Origin of the sequence: Chryseobacterium sp. YR221 (assembly GCF_900176315.1) — a bacterium.
GTDB lineage: Bacteria > Bacteroidota > Bacteroidia > Flavobacteriales > Weeksellaceae > Chryseobacterium > Chryseobacterium rhizosphaerae.
Genome location: NZ_FWXM01000005.1, coordinates 195,120 through 213,900, shown reverse-complemented (window position 1 = coordinate 213,900; position 18,781 = coordinate 195,120). Strand labels below are relative to the sequence as shown.

Here is an 18,781-nt window from a genome sequence, read left to right as displayed (position 1 = left end):
AAATTTCCCAAAAATAAGTTTTTAATTTCAATTGATAAAATAAATAATACTGAGCGAAATGATTAATGAAATAAATAGAAGCCCTTTATTTCTGAAGGGATAAAATCAAATTTTGTAAAACCTGATCAATTTGCATCTACAAGACGTACATATTGCACATATTATGAATAAAAAATTGCAAATAATATACAATGCATATTTCCCATTAAGGTGATTTTTGTTTTTAGTTTTGAAAGGTCAACAATGACACAGAACAATTTTATAAAAAAGACAATTATGAAAAATCTAAGAAAATTAACGAGAACAGATCTTAAAGAATTAAAAGGAGGCTATATAAAAGCTGATACATTCAGATGCTGTAATCCATCAACGGGGTCTTGTGGGCCATGTGGTGGACCTGGTGCCTGTGATGCAGGTTATGAATTAAGATCTTGTTAAAGAAAAACTAGACAAAACATAAAAAAGGCTGTTGTTTTCAGTCTTTTTTGTGTTTTTAGTTATATTTATTATTGTAAAATAAGCTTTAAATGAAATATAGGTTTTTCATATTCATTATCACTTTCATTTCTCTGAATTTTTTTTCTCAGAAGAAATTAATTGTTGCGGGAAAAGAGATTAAAAATCAATATCAAGAAACGCTAAAGTTATTAACTGCATGTAATGAAAAGTATTATAAAGGGTTTACTGGTGATTCTTCTGTTATAAAAAATAATATTTACAACTTCAGTATTCCAGATTATAATGATGATATTCCCAGACCTTTTCGTTTTTTATTTAAAACAGGGAAAAATAAAGTATTTAAAGTTTCAGACATTTTTTATCTTTCTAAAAAGACTAGTAGAGTGAATTTTAATTTTGGAAATAATGAAATTATACTCAATAGAAAGGATAAGATTTATAATGAAATACTTAATTATGAATCTTATATGAAATCATATACAGCTAAAAAAAATGAATTGGATAGCATTACGTTTCGTATTAATGAAAGCAATCATTTTAAACTTGAGAAAATAACAACAGACAGTTTGCAAAATTTATATAAAAAACTTGATCAGTCTGAAGATTCTCTGTTGTTAAGCCTGTCAAAAAAAACACCGGATTCTTATATTTTATTTTGGAGATTAGTACAAAAATTTGAATCTAAGGGATATAAAAATGGATACGATCAGATTTTCAATAATCTAAACACTTCAGTAAAGAAATCTTCTGTTGGGTTGATTTTTGATGATCAGTTAAAAAAATCAGAAAAGATAGCTTTAGGCAGTTTATTTCCTGATTTAATTTTTAATAACAGACATGTTCTGGCGGAGTTGGATATTAAGTATACTCTTATAGATTTTTGGTTTTCTTATTGTCAACCCTGCATAGATGATTTTCCAAAATACAAGGAAATATATTTAAAGTATCATCATAGTGGTTTTGAAATTTTAAATATCTCTACTGACAGAACTAAAGATAAAGACAATTGGAAGAGAGTAATTAAAGAAAAGGAACTTATCTGGGATCATTTTTTAGATGAAAATGGTATGAAAGCTAAGCAGTATAATATTAATAAATTTCCTACGAATTTTCTTTTGGATGTTTCTGGAAGAATTATTAAAAAAGATATTACTCCTGAAGAACTGGAAATTTATTTAAATGAGAATTTAAAACAGTAATAGTTGAATAGGGGATAAGTAAGTGTAAAAAAATTAAAATTGATTATGAAAAGTTTATTATTTATACTACTGGGAACAGTGATGTTTTTTTCTCAGAGTAACAGGTTTATCTATGATGTCAAATACAAGAAGGATTCAACTTCAAAAGATATCACCAGAGAAAATTATTATCTTGATATTACAAAAGATGATCTGGCCTATTATAACAGACTGAATTATATTAATGATTCAATATTCAGTGTTACCGGGCAATATACATCTGGTAGGCTGACTTCTTTCCTTATCAAAAAGAACAATAACAACATCTTTCAAAACTATGAATATATCGGTGATGCAACCTTCTATAAATTATCTGAAGAAGCCAAGCAACAGTGGACTATTACAGACAGTATAAAAGTTTCTAATAATTTCCGGCTTCAAAAAGCTAGTACTCAATTCGGAGGAAGAAACTGGATCGCATGGTTTACTAAAGATATTCCAATGCCCTACGGACCTTATAAGTTTAACGGATTACCGGGATTGATTATGGAATTGTATGATACTCAAAAGAATTACTATTTTAATGTGATTAAGAGTGAAAAGATTCCGGATACTTACAAGCGTCTTTCATTAACTAATTTTATGTCTAGGGCCATTCCTGTCAATCAGAAAGAACTGGATAAATTAAAATTAGATCTCTACTCCAATCCCTTTAAATATGTATTGAATGGAAATTTGAACATGCGCGAAGGCCAGAAATTGTTGTTGGAAGACGGAACCGTTCTCTCCAAAGAACAGCTGAAACCTGCCGAAGGTAATGAGAGAAAAAAAATAAAAGCTTTTAATAACCCCATAGAATTGGATAAAGCGGTGAAATATCCATGAACAAAATAAAAATCCCTTTCAAATTTTGAAAGGGATCTATAGTAAGTTTTATTTGTAAGAAGTACTTTCTTATAAATTGTTTAAGATAAAATCAGTCATTTTCTGATAAAGCTGTGGTCTTGTCTGTCCTCCATAAATTCCGTGATTTTTATCTGGATAAGCCATGAAATCAAACTGTTTTTTATTTTGAATCAAAGCTTCGGAAAATTCCATGGAATTCTGGAAATGTACGTTGTCATCAGCTGTTCCGTGGATCAACAGGAATTTGCCTTTCAATAAATTAGCATATTCTGTAGGTGAGTTTTTATCATATCCATCAGCATTTTCCTGAGGGGTTCTCATAAATCTTTCAGTGTATACAGAGTCATAATATCTCCAGTTGGTTACTGGTGCAACAGCAATTCCCATCTTGAAAACATCTGCTCCTTTAGTCATTGCCAAACTTGTCATATAGCCTCCGAAGCTCCATCCGAACATTCCGATTCTGCTCTTGTCAATATAAGATTGGGTACCGAACCATTTAGCCGCAGTAATCTGATCTTCAATCTCATATTTACCTAAGTTCATATACGTTACTTTCTTATATTTAGCTCCTTTATAGCCTGTTCCACGTCCATCTACACAAGCAACGATATACCCTTTCTGTACCAAATGATTGAACCACATGGCATTTCCGTTATCCCAGGAATTGGAAACCTGCTGAGATCCCGGTCCTGAATATTGGAACATGAATAAAGGATATTTCTTAGTAGGATCAAAGTTTTTAGGTTTCATGATCCATGCATTCATCTGATCACCTACTGCATTGGGAATGGTAATGAATTCCTTTTCAGCAAAATTATCAGTTTTTAATTTTTGTAACTGATCATTATTGTTCTGAAGTTCTTTTACAGCCTTTCCATTTCCGTCTTTTAAAACATAAGTATAAGGTTTTGAAGCCGTAGAAGAGGTCTCAATGAAATAATTATAATTTTTGCTGAAGTTGGCAGAATTGTTTCCTTCCGTATTAGAGATAAGCTGAGATTTTCCGTTTTCAATATTTACTTTAGAAATTACCTTGTTGATACTTCCTTTTTCAGTAGTCTGAACATAGATTTCTTTAGATTTTGGATTGAAACCATAATAATCCGTTACCTCCCAGTTTCCTTTAGTGATTTGCTTCTTAAGCTTACCATCTTTGTCATACCAGTATAAATGACGGTTTCCATCTCTTTCAGAAGCCCAAAGGAAAGAATTGTCTTCTAAAAATTCTAAAGTAGGACTATCCGTATCAATCCATTTGTCATCCGTTTCAGTAAATAATTTCTGAACAGCTCCGGTTTTAGTATTGACCTTTAAAATATCTGAAGCGTTTTGAATTCTTTCGGAAGTAATCAAAACAATTTCATCAGCTTTTGCCGTTTGAAAAACGTTGGGAATATAATAGTTTTTAAAAGATCCTAAATTCAATGGCATTGTTTTTCCACTGTCCAGACGGTATAGTTGTGCAGAAACTACAGAATTCTTTTCACCAGCCTTAGGATATTTGTAACGCATTTCAGCAGGATAAAGATTTTTTCCATAGATAGGAATATAAATTTCCGGAACCTGGCTCTCATCAGATTTTACAAATACAATAGCATCAGAATTTTTTGTCCATTCATATTGTCTTGCATGCCCGAATTCTTCTTCATATACCCAGTCTGCCAATCCATTGATAATAGAATTCTTCTTACCATCATTGGTTATTTGTGTGATCTTTCCGGAAGTCAGATCCTGATAGAATAAATTATTATCAGAGATAAAAGCTATTTTCGTAGCATCAGGGGAAAATCTAGGCTCCTGAACAGTTTTGCCTTCATTTAAGCTGATTACTTTTCCTGATTTTAAATCTTTTACATCAAATTTTCCAAGAAAAGAATGCCTGTAAATAGGCTGGCTTCCTACTTGTAAGAGAATTTTAGACTCGTCATCAGAAAATTCATAGCTTTCAAATTTTCCATCTACAAGATTTCCTTCTTTCTGAGAAGTTTTGTAAGAATATTTTGCGATTCCTGCCGGTTCTATAACCAGATAGTTTTCGCCGTTTTTCATAGATGTAATCCCGGCAATACCCTTACCACGGTAATATCCTGAATATATTTTATCTAAAGTAATTTCCTGTGCCGATACAGTTTGGAATGCCGCAGCAATCGTAAGCGTTAAGAATAGTTTTTTCATTTCTAGCATTAATGGATTTCAAAGATAATAATTTTATTAAAATGTGTAAAAAAAGCTTTTCAAATAAGACTTTTGGCAGAAAAATTGAATATCATTAAGTATAATCAAATCAAATAATAATTATGGAAACAAATGCATACAACCAGAAACTAAACCGTTATGTATTGAATGACAGAATTGTTTATACAGGTTTTTCCAGTTTTAAAGACGCTGAAGAATGTGCCCAAAAAAAAGGAGGAACATTAGTGGAAGTGAGTTTTAAAGATGGAAATGATAACCCTCAGATTACAGATGAAGCCGGTTTAATAGAAAAAAAACTTCATTACTATGTGTATGCAGGCGATGAATATAAATTTATCCATTCATCTGATCCCGGATTTAGAAAATATGCTGATGAATTGCAGAAAATAAAAGCAAGAAATGATAAAACAAGTCCGGACGAACGGTATTTTGCCAATTTTGAGATCGAAAATGCAGAAGACCCGATTATTATCCTGAAAAATGATCACTTTGAGTCAGTAACTTCACGAGAACGTTCAAAATATATGAAACATGCCTGTGTTTATGAATTAGGGGTATCCCTGGTAAAATCTTAAAAAAAACGATCATGAGCAAGACAAAATATTCAGATAAGGCTCAGGACAAAGTAGGAAAAGTAATGCACGAATTCAAGGAAGGGAAATTGAAATCTTCTTCCGGAGAAAAGGTGACCAACAGAAAACAAGCCGTAGCAATCGGTATTTCTGAAGCAAGAGAAAAAGGCTTAAAAGTGCCTGCAAAAAAGAAAAGCAAATAATCTTTAATGAAAAATCCGTGGAGAACTTCTTCACGGATTTTTATATTTTAATACTTAGGAATTTCCTTATAATCTTTTTATTGCTGACCGTTATAAAGTATCCTGTAATATTCATCCGCCATGCGATCACTGTTGAACTGATCCTTTACATCATTCATTGCATTATGCTGGATTTTTCTCCATTGATCAGGATGGTCATAATATGTCGGAAGAATTTCGTTTTCAAGGATTTCATATAGTTTATGTAAATCATAATTATCCTGCTCATAGATGCTCATATTCAGATAATCTGCCTTAGGAACCACGAAAGAATTTTCTCCATGCTTGGCGAATTCAGGAATCCAGCCGTCATCTGTGGATAAATTCACAGAACCATTCATAGCGGCCGTCATTCCGGAGGTTCCGGAAGCTTCTCTGGGAACTCTCGGATTGTTTAACCATAGATCCGAACCTTGCTTTAAAGATTTACTTAAAGAAAGCTCATACCCTGTAAGCACGGCTATACTTTTATGATTTTTACTCTCTTCAACCAATGTATTGAAGATAGAAATAGCAGAATAATCCATGGGATAAGGCTTACCCGCCCATATGATCTGTACAGGATATTTAGGATTATTCAGAAGTCTGTAAAACCTGTCTTTATCATGTAAAAGAAGTTCTGCACGTTTGTATCCTGCAAACCTTCTGGCCCATACAATGGTGAAAATATCAGGATTAAATAAATTTCCTGTTTGATCAGCAACAATGCTGAAGAGCTTTTTCTTTAAATGCTTTTTTCTATAATCGAAAGCAGTTGCATCATTTTCATCTTTAGCATGGTAAAGAGGCTTATCTGCCCAATATTTGAATTCCTGAGCATTGGTAATGGATGTGATTTCACAGATTCCCGGATATTTACTCCACATTGTTCTGGAAACTGTTCCATGAAGCTGAGAAACTCCATTGGCCTTTCTAGCCATTTTTAAAGCACAAAGAGAATGATTAAATCGTTCATCATCCGTTCCTTCTATACTTTTTATTTCTTCCATACTGTAACCGGAAAAATAAGACATATCATAGCACAATTTGAGATTGTGCTTTTCGTTTCCTGCCTCTTCCGGAGTGTGGGTGGTAAATACTAGTTTTTCTCTGACTTTATTGAGGTCTCCATTGTATTTTTTCAACAGGTGGAATGCCGCAGGAAGCCCATGGGCTTCATTCAGATGATATACCTCTCTTTCAACGTTCATCTCTTCCAGTAGTTTAGCGCCACCTTTTCCCAGTAAAATATACTGAGCAAGCTTGGTAGATTCGTTGGCATCGTAAAGTTTGTGACAGATTGTTTTGGAAACATGATCATTTTCCGGAACATCCGTTGAAAGAAAGAACATAGGAGCTGTATTGAAAGTCTCAGGATCAAGATACCATACTTTTACCCAAACCGGAGCACTGTGGATTTCGATCTGAAATTTTATCCCGGTGTCTACAAGAAAGCTGTACATTTTTCTTGTCCATACCGGTTGTAGCGTTTGATCGTGATTTCTTGCCTGATCATAATAACCAAATTTCCAAAGGATTCCGATTCCGATAAGGTCCTGCTTCAGGTTATATGCACTCCTCATATGGGAGCCTGCTAAAAATCCGAGTCCTCCGGAATATATTTTCAACACCTGCTCAAGGGCAAATTCCATTGAGAAGTAGGCGGTTTTTTTTGAATATTGGGGATTAACGCTGTAAGGTATTTTGAAATTCCTGAAATCCATAAATGCTGATTTGTGTTAGAAGGAGCAAAGGTATTGATTATGAAAATAAACTCTACATTAATTATTTGATAAATAAACCGGGAAAGTAAATATCGGATTGTTTTTTTACTTACCTTTAAGAGTGTAAAATTTTGATTATCAAAAACTTTTAGTGGTGAAAACCGATGATTGCATGTGTTCTTTAATTCAATAAAAAAATCACACATGAAAAAGACATTTTCTGAAGAAGATCTGATAAAGAATCTAAGTTTATATTACCTGAACAGGCATTTGAAAAAAAAGCCCATAGAAAAGTACCACCGTACAATAGATGAATCTCAGCTGCATGACCGTGAAAAATATAGAAAGAAGTCCGAAATATTACTTCTCAACTCTTTTATGCATCATTTTCCCGAGGTGAAGTTTGAGGATTTCACTTGTGAAAGTCCCGATTTTATTGCGAAATTAAATGATAAAAAAATTGGAATAGAGCTAACTGAAGTCATCAATCATCTGGAAATGAAGAAGGTGGAAAGTACCTTGAATAAGATATTCCGTCAGGCAGAAATATTATTGGAACAGGAAGACACTACGAAATATCGTGGTGTTTATTTTTTAGAATTCCATACCAATGTAAGATTTGATAATCTTGAACATCAGGAAGAAAATATTATCAGCATTTACAAAAGCATTAAAAAAAATAAAGCAGTCGGCTGTGTGAAAAGTCTTCGGAAATCTTTCCACCGCAGGAATGTCTTTATCACTCATGAATATAGTATGAACCTTTTTGATGAGCTCTGTTCGGAAAAGATTTTGGAACTTATTGAAAAGAAAAATGAAAAATTTCCATACTATGACACTTCTGTAGATGAGTGCTGGCTGGTCATAGTTTCCGATATGAATTCTATTGCTTCCCGATATACTTTTATTCAGGACAAAGAACATCTGAACGAAGTGAAAAGTCCTTTTCATAAAATCTTTCACCTTGAAAATCTCTGTGGAAATATTACAAGTATAAAATAAATTAATGTAATGCTTGGATTTTACAAAGATTTATTGTTTTAATTTGTAATATTTCAAAATTATTTGAATTTTATTGTTTGTAATTAAATTATAGGTATATTTGGTATAGGTTGGTATCAGCCTGATTTAAACTGATTTAACCATAAAAACATATATCTATGAGGAAACTTTTACTTTTCATTCTTTTTTGTATATCTCAAACTTTTTATTCTCAGGCAGATTGTGCAACGGCATTAGCTGTTTGTGGAAACTCAGATATTACCTACAGCCCTACAGGATATGGTAATATAAAAGAATTGGTAAATTCAGGAAGTTGTTTGGATGCAACGGGTGAGCATAATTCAATTTGGTATAAAATCACGATTGCCACAGGGGGAACACTTACCTTTGATCTGGTTCCCAATAATCCGGATGCCGATTATGACTGGGCTATTTTTGGGCCCAATGTAACCTGCGGAAGTCTGGGAGCACCCATACGTTGTAATGCAGCAACAGTGATTGGAGTAGGCCCCTCTACAGGTTTAAATATGACAAGTACACTTCTAAGCGCTGTAGGAGGTTCTACCACTCCTTACTGTAAATATATGGATGTTTTACCCGGACAAACTTATTATTTGTTTATCGACAACTGGGTGAGCAGCACCAGCAGTACGACAGCTCCATTTTCTTTGACTTGGGGTGGTACGGCTACACTGGCATCGCCGTTTACAGATCCGAATATTCAGACGTATCCTTTTATTCCCCCAGGAATTGCTCCGGTAAATCCGGCTGATCCAAGGGAAGTTATTATATGTGGAAGTACTGAATTATTTGATTTTTCTATTTTATCTGCAGGAATACTTAATGGAAACCAAAGCTTTAGCGTGAGTTATCATACCAGTCAGAATGAAGCGCTAACAGGAGCTAACCCTATTACTGCTCCAAGAACAGTGAATACCACTACCGTTTTTTATTATAGTATTAGTTATACAGATGCGACAAACCCAAATAATCCACTTAACAAATGTAAACAGATTGGGAAATTTAAATTCAAAGATGGTTCTATCAAAGTGAAAAATGCTACATTGACAGCATGTAACAATAATAATATGGGTACGGCATTGTTTGATCTGACATCAGCAGACATTATTGCGAGTACTACTGTGGTTAAGAAATACTATCATTCTATGGCTGATCTCAATGCCGGAATTAATGAGATTACTACACCAATGGCATTTCTATCTGCTGAAGCTACAATTTATGTAAAAGTAATTTCTGAGTTCGGATGTAGTGCTGTTGCTCAGATTACTTTGAAATTTTATCCACAAATCATTGTCACTGATGCTACGATAAGATCATGTTTTATTGAAACAAACCCTTCTACGGCATTATTTAATCTTACAGGAGCCAGTGTAACTACACAGCCGGGTGCCGGGAAAAAATATTATCCGTCACTTACAGACGCGATCAATCAAACCAATGAAATTTCTAATTCTTCCAATTATATTGCTCCAAGCGGATATGTATATGTAAGGGTTTATAATGCACAGGGCTGTTATAATATTGCCAGAATTACACTGGCCGTTATCCCACCGGTATATTCGGATATCCTTAAAGACAAAACCATTTGTGCAGAAGATACCACTACTTTAGATGCAGGACCTGGATTTAAAAGTTATGAGTGGAGTACAGGAGCCACTACTCAAAGCATTACCAATGTAGGAATGGGAACCTACTGGGTGAAACTTAAGACTGGAGACTGTACTGCCATACAGAATGTAAAAGTATTGCCATCTGATCAGCCAGTAGTTTCAGGAATTGATATTACGAATAATACCATTACCGTATCTGTAACGGGTGGAAATCCTCCATATAAATATTCTATGGATAACATAAACTGGCAGGATTCCAATACCTTCAAAAATGTATCAAGAGGTGATCATAAAGTATTTGTAAAAGATGCTTACAATTGTGACCCTATTGAAGTGGATATTGTTGTTCCAAACTTAGTAAATGTGATTACTCCCAATCAGGATGGTGTGAATGATGTTATTGATTACTCTGCATTGGCCGGTAAACAGAACTTTGTCATGGATATTTTTGACAGGTATGGAAATAGAATTTTCAAGGCCGACAGAACTAATGGTTACAAATGGGACGGCACAGAAGGAGGAAAAAAAGTATCCACAGGAACGTATTGGTATTCTGTAACCTGGAATGAAAGTGATAAAAAGAACACGCCTATCAAATTTTCCGGATGGGTACTGGTGAAAAACAGAGAGTAATAGACATGAATTATTAAATACAATACATAGATAAAACCACTTCATTTGAAGTGGTTTTTTTCTTAAAAAGTCTTATTTTAGATATCAAAATTAAAAGCATGAAGCAACTCTTTATTAAGCGTTTCGAATATTATAAATCTCTCGGTGATAAGACATTCGGACAATTGTCCGAGGAACAGATTTTCTGGCAGTATAACGAAGAAAGTAATTCTATTGCTGTCATTGTAAAACATATTGCAGGAAATATGCTTTCGAGATGGACCCATTTTTTGACTGAAGATGGCGAAAAATCATGGCGTCACCGTGATGAGGAGTTTAAGAACACTTTCAAAACAAAGCAAGAAGTTACTGAATATTGGGAAAAAGGGTGGGCATGCCTCTTTGATGCTTTAAACCAGATTACTGATGACAATATCTATTCTACGATTTATATTAGAGGAGAAGCTCATTCTGTGGTTGATGCTGTCTTCAGGCAGCTTGCTCATTATCCTTATCACGTAGGACAAATTGTATACCTGGCAAAAATGATGAAAAATGAAGAGTGGAAGACACTTTCTATTGCAAGGAATAAATCACAGGAGTTTAATACAGAGATGATAAATAAAGTTTCAAGGGAAGAATCCGATCCCAATTCATCTCCTGTATGTTTTCAAAATAGCCCCGAAGTAAGGGATGAATACAAGCAATAGATTGAATCAATCTTTAGTTCTTATTAAAAATTACTATCTTTGCACCCATAAAATTCAGGAGTAACAAATGTCTACTTTTCACAGAACTGCCGCGTTTCACACACTTGGCTGCAAATTAAACTTTGCAGAAACATCTACTATTGCCCGTCAATTAACAGATGCAGGTTATGATAAGGTAAGCTTTGATGATAAGGCTAATGTGTATGTAATCAATACATGTTCGGTAACAGAAAATGCAGACCGTGAATGTAAACTTCACGTAAAAAGAGCAATGAAGGCTAACCCGGAAGGGCTGGTTGTTATTGTAGGATGTTATGCACAGCTGAAACCTGAAGAGATTTCACAGATTGACGGAGTAGATTTGGTATTGGGAGCGAAAGAAAAATTCAATATCCTAAGTTATCTGGATGATCTGGAGAAAACAGAAAACGAAGGAATTGTTCACTCATGTGAAATTGAAGAAACCGACTTTTTTATCGGAAGTTATTCGATTGGGGACAGAACCAGAGCTTTTCTTAAAGTTCAGGACGGATGTGATTACAAATGTACTTACTGTACCATTCCATTAGCAAGAGGGATTTCACGTTCCGATACTATTGGAAATGTCCTTAAAAATGCTACAGAAATTGCGGCAAAAGATATTAAAGAAATTGTTCTTACAGGCGTAAATATTGGGGATTACGGAAAAGGAGAGTTTGGAAACAAAAAACATGAACATACGTTCCTGGATCTTATTTCCGAACTTAATAAAGTGGAAGGAATAGAAAGAATTCGTATCTCATCTATTGAGCCTAATCTTTTAAAAGATGAAAGTATAGAACTGGTTTCGAAAAGTAAAAGTTTTGTTCCGCATTTCCATATTCCATTGCAATCCGGAAGTGATGATTTGTTGAAAAAAATGAAACGCCGTTATCTTACCAAGCTCTATAATGACAGGGTAAATAAGATTCGCGAAGTAATGCCTGATGCTGCTATCGGAGTAGACGTTATCGTTGGATTCCCGGGCGAAACTGAGGAAAGATTTATGGAAACGTATAATTTCCTGAATGAACTTCCCATTACTTATCTTCATGTATTTACTTATTCTGAAAGAGAAAATACAGAAGCGGCTGACATGGAAGGAGTAGTTCCTGTAGCTGAAAGAAAAAAACGTAATAAAATGTTGAGAATTCTTTCTGAAAAGAAGAAAATGGCATTTTATCAGACTCAATTGGGTAAAACACTTCCTGTACTTTGGGAGCATGAAAATAAAGACGGAAAAATGTTTGGCTTCACAGAAAATTATGTGAGAGTCCAGAAAGACTTTGATCCTGCCTTTGTAAATCAAATAGAATTTCTAAATTTAGAAAAAATCCTGTCAGATGGCACGGTTTCTGTGCAATCTTCTTACCAAAATTTTTTAGCAAAAGCATAGGCTCTTTGCGAAAATTCTACTAAATTTATTTTTAACTTTAAATACTACATTCATGAGAGATAAGTTTTTATCTTGGGGAATTGTATTAGTAACTGCTACGTGGATTGTAGCGTTACTGATCAGAGCGCACTATTGGATACCCATCCTGCTGTCCGCCATCTATGCATTAGGTGTTTACAATGCGTACCAGTCTAAACATGCTATTCTGAGGAACTTTCCTGTATTAGGGTACTTCAGGTACTTCTTTGAAAGTATTTCACCAGAAATGCAGCAGTACTTCATCGAGAGGGAGACAGATGGGAAGCCATTTCCAAGAAATCAGCGTTCTGCAGTATACAGACGTGCCAAAAATTTAAGTGATACTGTTGCTTTTGGTACGCAGCTGGAGGTTAATCATAGAAAATATGAAGGAATTAAGCATTCTATTTATGCAAAGTCACCATCAGAAGAGCTTCCAAGAGTTTGGGTAGGTGGAGAACAATGTACACAGCCTTACCATGCTTCTTTATTTAATATTTCAGCAATGAGTTTTGGTGCATTAAGCGACAGAGCTCAGATTTCTTTAAATAGAGGTGCTAAAAAAGGTAATTTTTACCACAATACTGGAGAAGGAGGAATATCTCCCCACCATATGGAAGGAGGGGATTTATGCTGGCAGATTGGGACAGGTTATTTTGGATGCCGTGATGAAGAAGGAAAATTTAATCCTGAATTATTCACTAAATATTCAAACTTGCCGAATGTGAAAATGATTGAGATCAAATTGTCTCAAGGTGCTAAACCAGGACATGGAGGGGTGCTTCCGGGAGTGAAAAATACTCCGGAAATTGCAGCAATCCGTCACGTCACACCGGGGATGACTGTTATTTCGCCACCATCACACTCTTCTTTTCATGATGCAGCAGGATTGCTGAAGTTTGTACAGCATCTGAGAGAGCTTTCCGGAGGTAAGCCGATAGGGTTTAAGCTTTGTATAGGAGATACTAAAGAATTTGAAGATATCTGTGTACAAATGAACGTACTGAAAATCTATCCTGACTTTATCACTATTGATGGAGCAGAAGGGGGAACAGGAGCTGCTCCGCCGGAATTTTCAGATGGTGTAGGGATGCCTTTGGAGCCGGCACTGATCTTTGTAAACAGAACACTGAATAGCTACAACGTAAGAAATAAATTAAGAGTAATTGCCAGTGGTAAAGTACTTACCAGTCTGGATATTTTAAGAGCTGTTGCTATGGGAGCTGATATGTGTAACAACGCCAGAGGTTTTATGTTCTCTTTAGGATGTATTCAGGCCTTACGTTGTAATTCCAATAACTGTCCTACCGGAGTGGCTACTCAGGATAAAATGCTGATTAAAGGATTGGATGTTACCGATAAAAGCGAGAGGGTATATCACTTCCACAAAAATACGCTTCATACCTGCAATGAATTGATTGCTGCTGCCGGAAGAAGTTCTTATGAAGAAGTAGATGCTACCATGTTTATGAGAGGTGATGAATTTGACCATCTTGCCGACTTATACTTCCCGGATATTCTGGGTAATGTAAAGCAAAAAGCTAGATCTTAAATGTAAAACAGAGTATAAAATAAAATCCCCACAATGAAACATTGTGGGGATTTATTATTTTTTATCGAGCTTAATCAGCTGCCCTTGGTGTATTTTTATAGACCTGGAAGTTGAAGACAAAAGTCCTGTTTCTGAAAGAATACCCACTGTAATTGTAATGAGAATCTCTTGCAAAAGCGGCTCTGGACGGTACTATAATAACCCCTTGAAGATTATAGCTTTCTCCATCCGCTTTATCAAAAGCTTTATATTTCTGTAAAGCCTCATTAAAGCCTTCAATCATATAATAACTTTTTTGCTTTGCTATATCTGTAGTAGCGTTTTTGATTAATTTATTGTTGTTTTTGATATAGTAGAATTTCGGATCAACTACTGGAATTCCGGTTTCACTGATGGTGTTGTAATTAGTCAAAGGTGTTTTTGCTCCATATACAATACTTCCGTTGTTATCAGTGGCTACAAAAGTCAGCGCGTTCATCATGATACGTAAACTGTCCCCTTTAGCAATTGCTACTCCATTAGTAGGCTGGGCATCAGGTCTTGTAATGAAAACCGTACCTGATGGTAAAGTTTCGTGAGGCAGGTCAGATAATTTCTTTTCATTATCATCACTGGCATCCGTTGTGCTGAAAGTTCTTACATTTCCTTGTGCGTCGAGGTAATTTTCATCCATAAACTTTCTAATCGCCTGATCATCATAGTTGTTTTGGACGTTAATGTCTTCAGGTTCATTAATGGTATCTACTACATCATCTTTTTTACACGCCGTAAAACATAAAGATCCTGCAAGGATATATAAAAATATTTTTTTCATTTCAAAAAAGTTTAATTACTTTACAAATAATATAACGGCAAAAGTATAAAAAATTATGAGAATAGATAAATTTTTATGGTGCATTCGTTTTTATAAGACGAGAAGTATTGCAACAGAGGAAATTAAAAAGAACAGGGTTTCAATGGGAACGTCCGCCGTAAAGTCGTCAAAAGAGGTAAAAGAAGGAGATGTTATCAAAATTCGGAAAAATCAGATTGATTATAAAATAAAGGTAGTTCAGATTCCTAAAAGCAGGATAGGAGCAAAGCTTGTCTCCCTTCACATACAGGATGTGACAGATAAGGAACAGTATGAATTGCTGAAACTTCGTAAAATGTCCCAGGATTATTACAGGAACAAAGGGGAAGGAAGACCTACTAAAAAAGACAGAAGAGAAATGGACGAATATGTGGGTAATGATATTGATGCAGACTTTACAGATTGGGATGATTTCTTTGGAGAAACAGGTGACGAAGCTGAAAAAGAAGATTAAAAATAAAAAAAGCTCTAGAGATAGAGCTTTTCTATTATTTCCTTGACGATGTCTTCAGGTTCTCTGGAATCCGTACTTAAACTGTATTGTGCCTTACTGTAAAATTGATTTCTTTCAAACAGATGCTTGGCAATGAATTCCGGAAGGTCTTCATCCGTAATATTAGCAATTATTGGTCTTTTTTCTTTCTGTTTTGAAAGTCTTTCTACCAATGTTCCTACCGATGTTCTTAAAAATATACTCTTTGAGTTATGATTGATGATCTCCATATTATTATAATAAACAGGAGTCCCTCCGCCAAGGCTTAAAACCACGTTTTCTTCAGAAGCCAGAATTTCTTCCAATGCCTCTCTTTCTAGCTTTCTAAAATAGATTTCTCCTCTTTTTTCGAATATTTCAGGAATGGTTAATTTATTTCTCCTGACGATCTCTTTATCGAGGTCAATTAATTTAAAATCTATTTTTTCGCTTAATATTTTGGAAATGTGAGATTTGCCACTTCCCATGTATCCAATCAGTGAAATTATCATGAATTTTTTTTGAACAAATTTGCGAAAAAGTTTTGAGATAAAGAAAAAAGTCATATCTTTGCACCACTTAAAACAAGGGACATTACTTAAATGAAACTTGATGCATAAGTGACCGACTCGGTAGCTCAGCTGGTAGAGCAATACACTTTTAATGTATGGGTCCTGGGTTCGAATCCCAGCCGGGTCACTAGCAATAAAAATTACTTAATTTTTTGTAATTTTATTGCCTGCGTGGTGAAATTGGTAGACACGCCATCTTGAGGGGGTGGTTTCCTAAGGATGTGCTGGTTCGAGTCCAGTCGCAGGCACTGCAAAGAAAATTTAATAATTAATAGTGAAGTAATTCACTTTAATTGTGGCCGACTCGGTAGCTCAGCTGGTAGAGCAATACACTTTTAATGTATGGGTCCTGGGTTCGAATCCCAGCCGGGTCACAAGTTTACTGAAAAGTAAATTTTTTTCATATTAATATTTTGTGATTTGGTGTTTCAAAGGTCTCCTCAAGAGGCCTTTGATTTTTTTTTGTTAATACTTAATTATAAAAGAAATATGAGTGATATTAGTATCATTGATGAAGAATTAGCCTGGATGATTCTTGTTGTATTATTGTCTGCAGGAGTTTTCTTTTTAATTTTTTTATATCACGTAGTTTGTGGCTACATAAAATCCAATCGGGAGAAAATAAAATTTAAGGATACCAGATCCTATGGTTATGTTTTAGGAGGAGCTGCTGTAATGGGCTTTGAATTCCTTTGTCTATTATTTCTTGGAATAAAAAATGATAGTATTGAAAATGTAGTAGTAGGAATCTTTTCTGTGGTATTATTTTTCTCTCCCGTGATTATTTGGTTATTCGGTTCTTATTATAATACATCAAAAAAACTCTGACGTTACCATCAGAGTTTGTATTCTATAAAAGCATACATATTATATAGCTTTTTTTAATCTAAATGCATATTGTCAATTAATCTTACACCATCTACCACTACCACGATAAAGGCTCTGAAACTTCTGTCTTTGTAGAAAAAATCAGTTTCTTTTAATGTGTTTTCATCGGCAATCAGGAAATATTCCAGATGCATTCCTTGCTGGTTGTCAAAAATATCTGTTACCCTTTCCTTAATTTCTGCAATGGTAACCGTTCGGAACCAGTCGTTTACTTTATTCAGGGTTTCATAAATGATTTTTGAAGCTTCTTTTCGGTCTTCGTGAAGTCTTTGGTTTCTTGAGCTTAGTGCAAGTCCGTTTTCGGCTCTATAGATGGGAACACCTGTTATTTTAACCGGGAGATGTGTCTTTTCAACCATTTTCTTAATAATGGCTAATTGCTGGAAATCTTTTTCTCCAAAATAGGCACTGTCTGGCTGTACCTGTCTGAAAAGTTCTTCTACGACGGTTCCTACTCCGTCAAAATGTCCTGGTCGTGATTTTCCTTCCATTTCATTCTCAAGTCCATCAAAATCATAGTGCTTGCTTTCTGCTTTTTCAGGATAAATATCTGCTATTTCAGGAATATATACAGCATCTACAAGCCCTGAGTTTTCAAGGATTAAAATATCTCTGTTAATGTCCCTTGGGTACTTTTCAAGGTCTTCAGGATTGTTAAATTGAGTGGGATTTACAAAAATTGATGAAATAACAAGATCATTCTCCTTTTTTGCTTCTTCATATAGAGAAAGATGACCCTTGTGAAGGGCGCCCATAGTAGGAGCAAAGCCTATTCTTTTTCCCATTTCTTTCTGTCTTTCAATGAAATCCTGAAGGACTTTCCTATTTCTTATAACTTCCATAGTTTATTTTAATACTATTTCAAAAATACTAAAAATATCACATAATAAAGTGTGTTTTTAATAATTTGGAAAAGGTAATTTTCGTAAAAAAATGTTAATTAAAATAATGTTGGATGTTTTTTTGTAATTTTGCACATTAAAGCATTTTTACAAAAAATTAGATAGAAAGTTTATGCCGAATCAAAAAATACTGTACATTACTACAGAGATGTATCCATATCAGGAAGATACCAATATGGCTGCAGTGGTAAACAAAATGGCACTTAAGATGCACAATGAAGGCAATGATGTAAGAGTTTTTATGCCAAGATTTGGACAAATAAGTGAGAGGAAATTCCAGCTTCATGAGGTAATCCGTCTTTCAGGAATGAATATTATTATCAATGACCTGGACCAGCCCTTAATTATTAAAGTAGCGTCTCTTCCGGGGGAAAGACTTCAGGTTTACTTTATTGATAATGAAGAATACTTCAAAAGAAAGCAATACTATTTTGACGACGAAGAAAATCCTTTCGAGGATAACGACGAAAGAGCTATTTTCTTTGCAAGAGGAGTTATTGAAACCATCAAAAAGCTGAACTGGGTACCGGATGTTATCCACCTGAACGGATGGATGTCTTCTTTTGTCCCTATTTACCTTAAAACGTATTACGAATCAGATACTTATTTCAAAGACGCTAAAATTGTTCTTTCTCTGTATAATGAGAAAGACGCTGCTCTGGATAAAAAGATTGATGAAAAATTGAAGTTTGATAATATTTCAGGATTAAAAGCGTTAGATAATCCAACAATTAAAAGCTTTGTTATCGAAAGTATGAACTACGTAGATGCAGTTGTAAAAGGAGATGAGTTTCTTGATGAAGACCTTGACCAGGCTTTCAATGAAACAGCTACCAAAAAGTCAGAGTATCTTGACGTAGATTCTATAAACCAACTTTATTAAAAAACACATTTTT

18 protein-coding genes and 3 tRNA genes are annotated in these 18,781 nt (G+C 34.6%); 16 read left to right on the top strand and 5 right to left on the bottom strand.

The window, feature by feature from the left end; all coding sequences use genetic code 11:
- Nucleotides 1-276: 276 nt before the first annotated feature.
- The 3 genes from B8967_RS22525 (at nt 277) to B8967_RS16010 (ending at nt 2,522) form a co-directional block, all read left to right on the top strand.
- A complete protein-coding gene (locus tag B8967_RS22525) occupies nt 277-438 on the top strand; it encodes a bacteriocin-like protein (RefSeq protein WP_179140073.1) in 162 nt (53 codons plus the stop codon).
- A gap of 89 nt (nt 439-527) precedes the next feature.
- Complete coding sequence (locus B8967_RS16015; protein WP_084086737.1) at nt 528-1,658, top strand: TlpA family protein disulfide reductase; 1,131 nt, start codon at nt 528-530, stop codon at nt 1,656-1,658.
- A gap of 45 nt (nt 1,659-1,703) precedes the next feature.
- Nucleotides 1,704-2,522, top strand: coding sequence for a GLPGLI family protein (locus B8967_RS16010; protein ID WP_084086736.1), 819 nt, complete (start codon nt 1,704-1,706; stop codon nt 2,520-2,522).
- Between the two features lie 69 nt (nt 2,523-2,591).
- Here B8967_RS16010 and B8967_RS16005 read toward each other — a convergent pair whose 3' ends face one another.
- Nucleotides 2,592-4,721, bottom strand: a complete 2,130-nt coding sequence (locus B8967_RS16005; protein WP_047489549.1) for a S9 family peptidase — start codon at nt 4,719-4,721, stop codon at nt 2,592-2,594.
- 122 nt (nt 4,722-4,843) lie between these two features.
- Here B8967_RS16005 and B8967_RS16000 point away from each other — a divergent pair, with 122 nt between their 5' ends.
- Complete coding sequence (locus tag B8967_RS16000; protein WP_047489278.1) at nt 4,844-5,317, top strand: hypothetical protein; 474 nt, start codon at nt 4,844-4,846, stop codon at nt 5,315-5,317.
- Between the two features lie 11 nt (nt 5,318-5,328).
- Nucleotides 5,329-5,517 (top strand): DUF6496 domain-containing protein, encoded by a 189-nt coding sequence (locus B8967_RS15995; protein ID WP_047489275.1) that lies wholly within the window; start codon nt 5,329-5,331, stop codon nt 5,515-5,517.
- A 77-nt stretch (nt 5,518-5,594) separates the two neighbouring features.
- On the opposite strand, the gene glgP is transcribed toward B8967_RS15995, so the two are convergent.
- Nucleotides 5,595-7,259: an alpha-glucan family phosphorylase gene (gene glgP, locus B8967_RS15990; RefSeq protein ID WP_047489272.1), complete on the bottom strand. Its 1,665-nt coding sequence runs from the start codon at nt 7,257-7,259 to the stop codon at nt 5,595-5,597.
- Between the two features lie 204 nt (nt 7,260-7,463).
- Here glgP and B8967_RS15985 point away from each other — a divergent pair, with 204 nt between their 5' ends.
- The 5 genes from B8967_RS15985 to B8967_RS15965 all read left to right on the top strand — a co-directional run bounded on the left by B8967_RS15985 (nt 7,464) and on the right by B8967_RS15965 (nt 14,198).
- A complete protein-coding gene (locus B8967_RS15985; protein WP_047489269.1) occupies nt 7,464-8,261 on the top strand; it encodes a hypothetical protein in 798 nt (265 codons plus the stop codon).
- Nucleotides 8,262-8,419: 158 nt separating this feature from the next.
- Nucleotides 8,420-10,525, top strand: coding sequence for a T9SS type B sorting domain-containing protein (locus B8967_RS15980; RefSeq protein WP_084086735.1), 2,106 nt, complete (start codon nt 8,420-8,422; stop codon nt 10,523-10,525).
- A gap of 98 nt (nt 10,526-10,623) precedes the next feature.
- Nucleotides 10,624-11,214 carry a DUF1572 domain-containing protein gene (locus tag B8967_RS15975; RefSeq protein WP_084086857.1) on the top strand — a complete coding sequence of 197 codons (591 nt, stop codon included), beginning with the start codon at nt 10,624-10,626 and terminating at the stop codon, nt 11,212-11,214.
- A 67-nt stretch (nt 11,215-11,281) separates the two neighbouring features.
- Nucleotides 11,282-12,628 (top strand): tRNA (N(6)-L-threonylcarbamoyladenosine(37)-C(2))-methylthiotransferase MtaB, encoded by a 1,347-nt coding sequence (gene mtaB, locus B8967_RS15970; RefSeq protein ID WP_047489264.1) that lies wholly within the window; start codon nt 11,282-11,284, stop codon nt 12,626-12,628.
- A 52-nt stretch (nt 12,629-12,680) separates the two neighbouring features.
- Nucleotides 12,681-14,198, top strand: a complete 1,518-nt coding sequence (locus B8967_RS15965; protein WP_047489261.1) for an FMN-binding glutamate synthase family protein — start codon at nt 12,681-12,683, stop codon at nt 14,196-14,198.
- 70 nt (nt 14,199-14,268) lie between these two features.
- Here B8967_RS15965 and B8967_RS15960 read toward each other — a convergent pair whose 3' ends face one another.
- Entirely contained in the window at nt 14,269-15,012 is a 744-nt protein-coding gene (locus tag B8967_RS15960; protein ID WP_084086734.1) for a hypothetical protein, read from the bottom strand.
- A 55-nt stretch (nt 15,013-15,067) separates the two neighbouring features.
- Between B8967_RS15960 and B8967_RS15955 the strand changes: the two genes are divergently transcribed.
- Complete coding sequence (locus B8967_RS15955) at nt 15,068-15,505, top strand: RNA-binding S4 domain-containing protein (RefSeq protein WP_084086733.1); 438 nt, start codon at nt 15,068-15,070, stop codon at nt 15,503-15,505.
- Between the two features lie 14 nt (nt 15,506-15,519).
- On the opposite strand, the gene B8967_RS15950 is transcribed toward B8967_RS15955, so the two are convergent.
- Nucleotides 15,520-16,035, bottom strand: a complete 516-nt coding sequence (locus B8967_RS15950; protein ID WP_047489542.1) for a shikimate kinase — start codon at nt 16,033-16,035, stop codon at nt 15,520-15,522.
- A gap of 114 nt (nt 16,036-16,149) precedes the next feature.
- On the opposite strand from B8967_RS15950, the gene B8967_RS15945 reads away from it, so the two are divergent.
- The 4 genes from B8967_RS15945 (at nt 16,150) to B8967_RS15930 (ending at nt 16,923) form a co-directional block, all read left to right on the top strand.
- A tRNA-Lys gene (locus B8967_RS15945) sits at nt 16,150-16,222 on the top strand.
- Between the two features lie 38 nt (nt 16,223-16,260).
- A tRNA-Leu gene (locus B8967_RS15940) sits at nt 16,261-16,343 on the top strand.
- A 53-nt stretch (nt 16,344-16,396) separates the two neighbouring features.
- Nucleotides 16,397-16,469: transfer RNA gene (locus B8967_RS15935), tRNA-Lys, on the top strand.
- Nucleotides 16,470-16,584: 115 nt separating this feature from the next.
- Nucleotides 16,585-16,923, top strand: a complete 339-nt coding sequence (locus tag B8967_RS15930; protein ID WP_047489252.1) for a hypothetical protein — start codon at nt 16,585-16,587, stop codon at nt 16,921-16,923.
- A gap of 53 nt (nt 16,924-16,976) precedes the next feature.
- Here the strand turns inward: B8967_RS15930 and panC are convergent, their stop codons facing one another.
- Nucleotides 16,977-17,825 (bottom strand): pantoate--beta-alanine ligase, encoded by an 849-nt coding sequence (gene panC / locus B8967_RS15925; RefSeq protein WP_047489249.1) that lies wholly within the window; start codon nt 17,823-17,825, stop codon nt 16,977-16,979.
- 172 nt (nt 17,826-17,997) lie between these two features.
- Between panC and B8967_RS15920 the strand changes: the two genes are divergently transcribed.
- Nucleotides 17,998-18,768: a glycogen/starch synthase gene (locus B8967_RS15920; protein WP_047489246.1), complete on the top strand. Its 771-nt coding sequence runs from the start codon at nt 17,998-18,000 to the stop codon at nt 18,766-18,768.
- Nucleotides 18,769-18,781 lie beyond the last annotated feature (13 nt).

What these genes read in the sequence shown, in the direction of transcription:
- B8967_RS15950 (WP_047489542.1), bottom strand. Translation starts at nt 16,035, where the DNA reads ATGATAATTTCACTGATTGGATACATGGGAAGTGGCAAATCTCACATT.
- B8967_RS16005 (WP_047489549.1), bottom strand. Translation starts at nt 4,721, where the DNA reads ATGAAAAAACTATTCTTAACGCTTACGATTGCTGCGGCATTCCAAACT.
- B8967_RS15995 (WP_047489275.1), top strand. Translation starts at nt 5,329, where the DNA reads ATGAGCAAGACAAAATATTCAGATAAGGCTCAGGACAAAGTAGGAAAA.
- glgP (WP_047489272.1), bottom strand. Translation starts at nt 7,259, where the DNA reads ATGGATTTCAGGAATTTCAAAATACCTTACAGCGTTAATCCCCAATAT.
- B8967_RS15965 (WP_047489261.1), top strand. Translation starts at nt 12,681, where the DNA reads ATGAGAGATAAGTTTTTATCTTGGGGAATTGTATTAGTAACTGCTACG.
- B8967_RS15975 (WP_084086857.1), top strand. Translation starts at nt 10,624, where the DNA reads ATGAAGCAACTCTTTATTAAGCGTTTCGAATATTATAAATCTCTCGGT.
- B8967_RS16000 (WP_047489278.1), top strand. Translation starts at nt 4,844, where the DNA reads ATGGAAACAAATGCATACAACCAGAAACTAAACCGTTATGTATTGAAT.
- panC (WP_047489249.1), bottom strand. Translation starts at nt 17,825, where the DNA reads ATGGAAGTTATAAGAAATAGGAAAGTCCTTCAGGATTTCATTGAAAGA.
- mtaB (WP_047489264.1), top strand. Translation starts at nt 11,282, where the DNA reads ATGTCTACTTTTCACAGAACTGCCGCGTTTCACACACTTGGCTGCAAA.
- B8967_RS16015 (WP_084086737.1), top strand. Translation starts at nt 528, where the DNA reads ATGAAATATAGGTTTTTCATATTCATTATCACTTTCATTTCTCTGAAT.
- B8967_RS15955 (WP_084086733.1), top strand. Translation starts at nt 15,068, where the DNA reads ATGAGAATAGATAAATTTTTATGGTGCATTCGTTTTTATAAGACGAGA.
- B8967_RS16010 (WP_084086736.1), top strand. Translation starts at nt 1,704, where the DNA reads ATGAAAAGTTTATTATTTATACTACTGGGAACAGTGATGTTTTTTTCT.
- B8967_RS15920 (WP_047489246.1), top strand. Translation starts at nt 17,998, where the DNA reads ATGCCGAATCAAAAAATACTGTACATTACTACAGAGATGTATCCATAT.
- B8967_RS15985 (WP_047489269.1), top strand. Translation starts at nt 7,464, where the DNA reads ATGAAAAAGACATTTTCTGAAGAAGATCTGATAAAGAATCTAAGTTTA.
- B8967_RS15960 (WP_084086734.1), bottom strand. Translation starts at nt 15,012, where the DNA reads ATGAAAAAAATATTTTTATATATCCTTGCAGGATCTTTATGTTTTACG.
- B8967_RS22525 (WP_179140073.1), top strand. Translation starts at nt 277, where the DNA reads ATGAAAAATCTAAGAAAATTAACGAGAACAGATCTTAAAGAATTAAAA.
- B8967_RS15980 (WP_084086735.1), top strand. Translation starts at nt 8,420, where the DNA reads ATGAGGAAACTTTTACTTTTCATTCTTTTTTGTATATCTCAAACTTTT.
- B8967_RS15930 (WP_047489252.1), top strand. Translation starts at nt 16,585, where the DNA reads ATGAGTGATATTAGTATCATTGATGAAGAATTAGCCTGGATGATTCTT.